Here is a 6,188-nt window from a genome sequence, read left to right as displayed (position 1 = left end):
TCCTTCGTGGCGCCGCCGCCGACGTCGAGGAAGTTGGCCGGCTCGCCGCCATACAGCTTGATGATGTCCATGGTGGCCATCGCCAGGCCGGCGCCGTTCACCATGCAGCCGATGTTGCCGTCGAGCTTGACGTAGTTGAGGTCGTGCTTGGCCGCCTCGATCTCCGCCGGATCCTCTTCGGCTTCGTCGCGCAGGGAGGCGACGTCTTTGTGGCGGAACAGCGCGTTGTCGTCGAAGCTCATCTTGGCGTCGAGCGCCAGGATGTCGCCGGCCCCGGTGACGATCAGCGGGTTGATCTCGACGATGGCGCAGTCCAACTCTGTGAAGGCCCTGTAGGCGGCGCTGATGAAGCGCGCGGCGGCCGAAACCTGCTTGCCTTCCAGGCCCAGCGCGAAGGCGACCTTGCGGGTATGGTAGCCCTGGATGCCGGTGACCGGGTCGACGGCGACCTTGACGATCTTCTCCGGCGTGTTGTGGGCGACCTCCTCGATCTCCATGCCGCCTTCGGTCGAGGCGATGATGGTGACGCGGCCGGTGGCACGGTCGATCAACAGGCCGAGATACAGCTCGCGCTTGATGTCGGCGCCTTCCTCGACATAGAGGCGCTTCACTTCCTTGCCCGAAGGTCCAGCCTGCTTGGTGACCAGCACCCGGTTCAGCATTTCCGCGGCGTTGGACGCCACTTCGCCGATCGACTTGACGACACGGACGCCGCCCTTGCCGTTCGGGTTGTCCTGGAACCGGCCGGCACCGCGGCCGCCGGCGTGGATCTGCGACTTCACCACCCAGACCGGACCGCCCAGCTCGCGGGCGACCGATTCAGCCTCTTCCGGGGTGAAGGCCACGCCACCGCGCGGAACGGCGACGCCGTACCCCCGCAGCAGATCCTTGGCCTGATATTCGTGGATGTTCATGGTTTGCGTCTCTGAATTTGTCTTTTGGAGGCCGCGGGGAGCCGGAAATGCATCGGCTGACGGGCGGCGGATTTTTAAAAGTCCGGGCTTCGGCTCTCAGGCGACCGGGAAGGGGACGGTCGGGGGAGAGGGAGGCGCGGTGGTATGAATGTCGTAGGCGTATCAAATGTCAGGTTCTGGCCCCCTCCCCGACCCTCCCCCGCTTCGCGGGAGAGGGAGTAAGTGCAAGGGCGGCGGCAGTCCCCTCTCCCTCGATCGGACCGGCCTTCGGCCGGCCGAGGGGGGAGGGTTAGGGAGGGGGCAGAGGGCGTTACTCCGCCGCCAGCCGCTGCACGGCGCCGATGGCGCCGCTGTCGCGGATGTCCACGATCTCGCGCTCGCTGAAACCCAGCACGTCGCGCAGGATCTCGTCGGTGTGTTCGCCCAGCAGCGGGGAGCGGGTGACCTCCGTCGGGCTGTCGGACAGCTTGATCGGGTTGCCGACCGTCAGGTAGCTGCCGCGGGTCGGGTGCTCCACCTCGACCAGCGTACCAGTCTCGTAGAGCGACTTGTCCTCGGCGATCTCCTTCATCGACAGGATCGGGCCGCAGGGGATGTCGTACTTGTTGAGGATGTCCATGACCTCGAACTTGGTCAGGGTCTTGGTCCAGTCCTCGACGGTCGCGAAGATGCTCATCAGGCGCGGCAGGCGGGCCACCGGGGTGGCATAGTCGGGATCGGTGATCCACTCCTCCTTGCCGATGACCTTGCAGATCGACTTCCACACCGGCGCCTGGGCGATGAAGTAGATGTAGGCGTTGGGATCCGTCTCCCAGCCCTTGCATTTCAAGATCCAGCCCGGCTGGCCGCCGCCCGACGCGTTGCCGGCGCGCGGCACGGTGTCGCCGAACTCGCCGTTCGGGTATTGCGGGTATTCCTTCATCGGCCCGTGGGCCAGGCGCTGCTGATCGCGCAGCTTGACGCGGCACAGGTTCAGCACGGCGTCCTGCATGGCGGCCAGCACCTTCTGGCCCCGGCCGGTTTCCTTGCGCTGGTACAGCGCGGTGACGATGCCCAGCGCCAGATGCAGACCGGTGCCGCTGTCGCCGATCTGGGCGCCGGTGACCATGGGCGGGCCGTCGTCGAAGCCGGTGGTCGAGGCGGCGCCGCCCGCACACTGAGCGACGTTCTCGTACACCTTGCAGTTCTCGAACGGCCCGGGACCGAAGCCCTTGACCGACGCGACGATCATCGCGGGGTTCAGTTCCTGGATGCGTTCCCAGGTGAACCCCATGCGATCGAGCACGCCGGGGGCGAAGTTTTCGACCATCACGTCGCAGGTCTTGATCAGCGACTCCAGCACCTCCTTGCCCTTGGGCGTCTTGGTGTCGAGCGTGATGGACCGCTTGTTGTGGTTCAGCATGGTGAAATACAGGCTGTCGGCGTCCGGCAGGTCGCGCAGCTGGCTGCGGGTGATATCACCCTCGCCCGGCCGTTCGACCTTGATGACGTCGGCGCCGAACCAGGCGAGCAACTGGGTGCAGGTCGGCCCCGACTGCACATGCGTGAAGTCGAGAATCCGCACGCCCTGAAGTGCCTTGCCCATGTATTTCTCCCCCTGCTTTTTAATGTCGTGTTGGTCGGACAGGCCGCTTTTCCAGGTTGCCCGTCAGGACGGCATCTTGCGGACCGAGCTGGTCGGGTTCAGGCTGCCGATGTTGCCGCTTTCGGTGCCGGCGGCCGGGTCGATGACGGCGTTGATCAGGGTCGGACGGCCGCTGTCCATCGCCTCGGTCACGGCGCGGTACAGCTCGTCGGGGTTGGTGACATGGACACCGACGCCGCCGAAGGCTTCCATCATCTTGTCGTAACGGGAGTCAGGCACGAAGACCATCGGCGACGGATCGGCCCCGCCGGTCGGGTTGACGTCGGTCCCGCGATAGATGCCGTTGTTGTTGAAGATGACGATGCAGACCGGCAGGTTGTAGCGGCAGATCGTCTCCACCTCCATGCCGGAGAAGCCGAAGGCGCTGTCGCCTTCCACCGCCAGAACCGGCTTGCCGCTTTCCACCGCGGCGGCGACGGCATAGCCCATGCCGACGCCCATGACGCCCCAGGTGCCGACGTCCAGGCGCTTGCGCGGCTCGTACATGTCGATGATGCCGCGGGCGAGGTCGAGGGTGTTGGCGCCCTCGTTGACGAGCATGGCGTCGGGACGCTCCTTGATGACGCGGCGGAGCGCGCCCAGCGCACCGTGGAAGTTCATCGGCGACGCGTTGCTCATCAGCTTCGGCGCCATCTTGGCGACGTTCTGCTCACGCTTGGCCGCGACGGTGGCCATCCACTCGGTCGGCGGGGTGAGCCCGCCCTCGATGCCCTTCAGCAGAACTTCCATGACCGAGGCGATGTCGCCGACCAGCGGAGCATGGATTTCGACGTTGCTGTCCATCTCCTTCGGCTCGATGTCGATCTGGATGAACTTCTTGGAGCCGGGCTTGCCCCAGGTCTTGCCCTTGCCGTGCGACAGCAGCCAGTTCAGCCGCGCGCCGACCAGCATGACCACGTCGGCGTCCTGCAGCACCAGCGAACGGGCGGCACCGGCCGACTGCGGGTGGGTGTCGGGCAGCAGGCCCTTGGCCATGCTCATCTGCAGGAAGGGGATGCCGCTCTTCTCGACGAAGGCGCGGATGGTGTCGTCGGCCTGGGCATAGGCAGCTCCCTTGCCGAAGATGACCAGCGGACGCTTGGCACCCTTCAGCAGGTCCAGCGCACGGTTCACCGCCTCGGCCGACGGATACTGCGCCGGGGTCGGATCGACCACCTTGACCAGCGACTTGGCGCCTTCCGCGGCGTCCATCACCTGCGAGAACAGCTTGGCCGGCAGGTCGAGATAGACGCCGCCCGGACGACCCGACACGGCGGCGCGGATGGCGCGCGCCACGCCGATGCCGATGTCCTGGGCGTGCAGGATGCGGAAGGCGGCCTTGCAGAGTGGCTTGGCGATGGCCAACTGGTCCATCTCCTCATAATCGCCCTGCTGCAGGTCGACGATCTCGCGCTCCGACGAGCCGCTGATGAGGATCATCGGGAAGCAGTTGGTGGTGGCGTTCGCCAGCGCGGTCAGGCCGTTCAGGAAGCCCGGGGCCGACACCGTCATGCAGACGCCCGGCTTCTTGGTCATGAAACCGGCGATCGCGGCGGCGTTGCCGGCATTCTGTTCATGGCGGAACGAGACGACGCGCATGCCCTCGGCCTGCGCCATGCGCAGCAGGTCGGAGATCGGAATACCGGGGACGACATACAGGTTGTTGATGTCGTTGAGCTTGAGCGCGTCGATGACGAGCTGGAAGCCGTCGGTCAGCGCCGGCGCGTCTTCGACAACAGATGCTTCCGTGGCCTGGTTCTTAGTGATCGTTGCAGCCGCAGTAGACATATGGGTGACTCCTCCCCGAGGCTCCAAAAAGGTTCAAGATCGGTTAGTCGAGGAAGGCGCAATGCCGTTCCACGTACTGTGCGAGACCGAGCGTGTGTTCCCGCACCCGACGTTCCGCGAGATCGGCATCGCGGGCGGCCAGCGCCTCGATGATGTCCCGATGTTCGTGGATGGACTGGTCGGCACGGTCGCCGAGGCCCATGGTCGCGCGGCGGATCGCACGCATATGGATGAAGAAGCGATCGGTCAGATCCGAGATCAGCGTGGAGCCCGAAGCCTGGACGATGCTTTGATGGAAGACGATGTTGGCGTCGGAATACTCGGCGACGTGTTCCGCCAACTCGGCTTTCGTATATTTGTCGAACGCGGCGTGCAGGAGCTCCAGCTTCTCCGTGGTGGCGTTTTCGACGAACAGGCGTGCCGCCATGCCTTCCAGGGCAGCACACACCGTGATCATCTCCACCAGTTCGGCCTTCGTCTTGCGCACCACGAAGATTCCGCGCCGCGGTTGGGAGCGGATGAACCCCTCCTGTTCCAGCAGTGCCATCGCCTCGCGCACCGGGGTGCGGCTGACACCCAACGCCTCGCACAGCCGGCGTTCGTCCAACCTGATCTCGCTGCTCTGGCCGTAGATGTTCATCTGCGTGATGGCCTGGCGCAGCGACTGGTAGGCCTTCGCCTTGAAACTCATCCCCTGTTCCAGGGGTTCGACACTGAATCTATCGCGGTTCATCACGGTTCCGACCCTTTGCGCGCCGACGCCGGCGGCGCCGCTTGTTGTCGTGAGCGTTCCTGTGCGAGCGTTCGGATGACGCCCTCTGATGCGTCGTTTAGAGCGGCGCGTCGTTTTGAATTATCGATACGGTATACCAGATGCCAGACACCCGCAAGGCCAATTGCGGGCACATCGAACTATTTCCGTTGCCGACTGAGTTGGCGCTTCATTTGTTCGATTTTTCTGGTCAATGCGCGATAATCGCCCTAATTTGGTGCTTCAGGATCGTACTTCGGGGGAAGGGACCCGCGCATGGCCGAAACCCAACATCTGGCCGGGGCCGCAGACAAGACGCCGTCCGCTGCAGCGGAGGAGGCGTCCGACCCGAACTTCATGACCTCGCTGGCCCGCGGCCTGTCGGTGATTCGTGCCTTCACGGAACGCGAGCCGAACCTGACCATCGCCGACATCGCGAAGATCACCGGCCTGCCGCGGGCGGCGGCGCGGCGCTGTCTGCTGACGCTGATGCAGTTGGGCTATGCCGGGTCGGACGGCCGAACCTTCTATCTGAAGCCGAAGATCCTGGCGCTGGGCTATTCCTTCCTGTCCTCGGCCCCGCTGGCGACGATCCTGGACCCGCTGATCGAACAGGTCAGCGGCGCCGTGCAGGAATCCTGCTCCGCCGCCGTGCTGGACGAAGACGACGTCGTCTACATCGCCCGTGCGGCGACAAAACGGATCATGTCGGTCGGGCTGAATGTCGGCAGCCGCCTGCCGGCCTACTGCACCTCCATGGGGCGCGTCCTGCTGGCGGCGCTGCCGGAGTCGGAGTTGGACGCCTATCTGGCGCGCGTCCCGCTGAAGCCCTACACGGAACGCACCATCACCGCGGCGGATGCCCTGAAGCGCGAGCTGGAGCGGGTGCGCGACCGCGGCTTCTCCCTGGTCGACCAGGAACTGGAACTGGGCCTGCGCTCCATCGCCGTGCCGATCCGCACGGCTTCGGGAGGCGTGGTCGCGGCGATGAACATCAGCGCCCAGGCCGCCCGCGTCACCTGCCCGGAGATGGAGGTGCAGTTCCTCCCCCACCTGCACCGCGCGTCCGAAGAAGCGCGGGTGCTGCTGGTGCGGTCACGGGGGGTGTGAG

General features: G+C 65.4%; 5 protein-coding genes. 1 reads left to right on the top strand and 4 read right to left on the bottom strand.

Annotated elements, in window-relative coordinates:
• The 4 genes from sucC to VD964_RS19410 form a co-directional block, all read right to left on the bottom strand.
• Window positions 1–914, bottom strand: a 914-nt coding sequence (gene sucC / locus VD964_RS19425) for an ADP-forming succinate--CoA ligase subunit beta (RefSeq protein WP_324870162.1), incomplete at its 3' end; no start/stop codon positions are given.
• A 310-nt stretch (window positions 915–1,224) separates the two neighbouring features.
• The gene (gene frc / locus VD964_RS19420; protein WP_324870161.1) at window positions 1,225–2,499 is read right to left on the bottom strand and encodes a formyl-CoA transferase; all 1,275 of its coding nucleotides are present in this window, start codon (window positions 2,497–2,499) and stop codon (window positions 1,225–1,227) included.
• Window positions 2,500–2,562: 63 nt separating this feature from the next.
• Entirely contained in the window at window positions 2,563–4,326 is a 1,764-nt protein-coding gene (oxc, locus tag VD964_RS19415) for an oxalyl-CoA decarboxylase (protein WP_324870160.1), read from the bottom strand.
• A 43-nt stretch (window positions 4,327–4,369) separates the two neighbouring features.
• Window positions 4,370–5,017, bottom strand: coding sequence for a GntR family transcriptional regulator (locus VD964_RS19410; protein WP_211101124.1), 648 nt, complete (start codon window positions 5,015–5,017; stop codon window positions 4,370–4,372).
• Window positions 5,018–5,353: 336 nt separating this feature from the next.
• Between VD964_RS19410 and VD964_RS19405 the strand changes: the two genes are divergently transcribed.
• Window positions 5,354–6,187, top strand: a complete 834-nt coding sequence (locus VD964_RS19405) for an IclR family transcriptional regulator (RefSeq protein WP_324870159.1) — start codon at window positions 5,354–5,356, stop codon at window positions 6,185–6,187.
• Window position 6,188: the final 1 nt, after the last annotated feature.

The sequence above is a fragment of the Azospirillum sp. genome (genome assembly GCF_035628975.1).
GTDB lineage: Bacteria > Pseudomonadota > Alphaproteobacteria > Azospirillales > Azospirillaceae > Azospirillum.
This window is presented reverse-complemented; position numbering and strand designations above follow the sequence as displayed.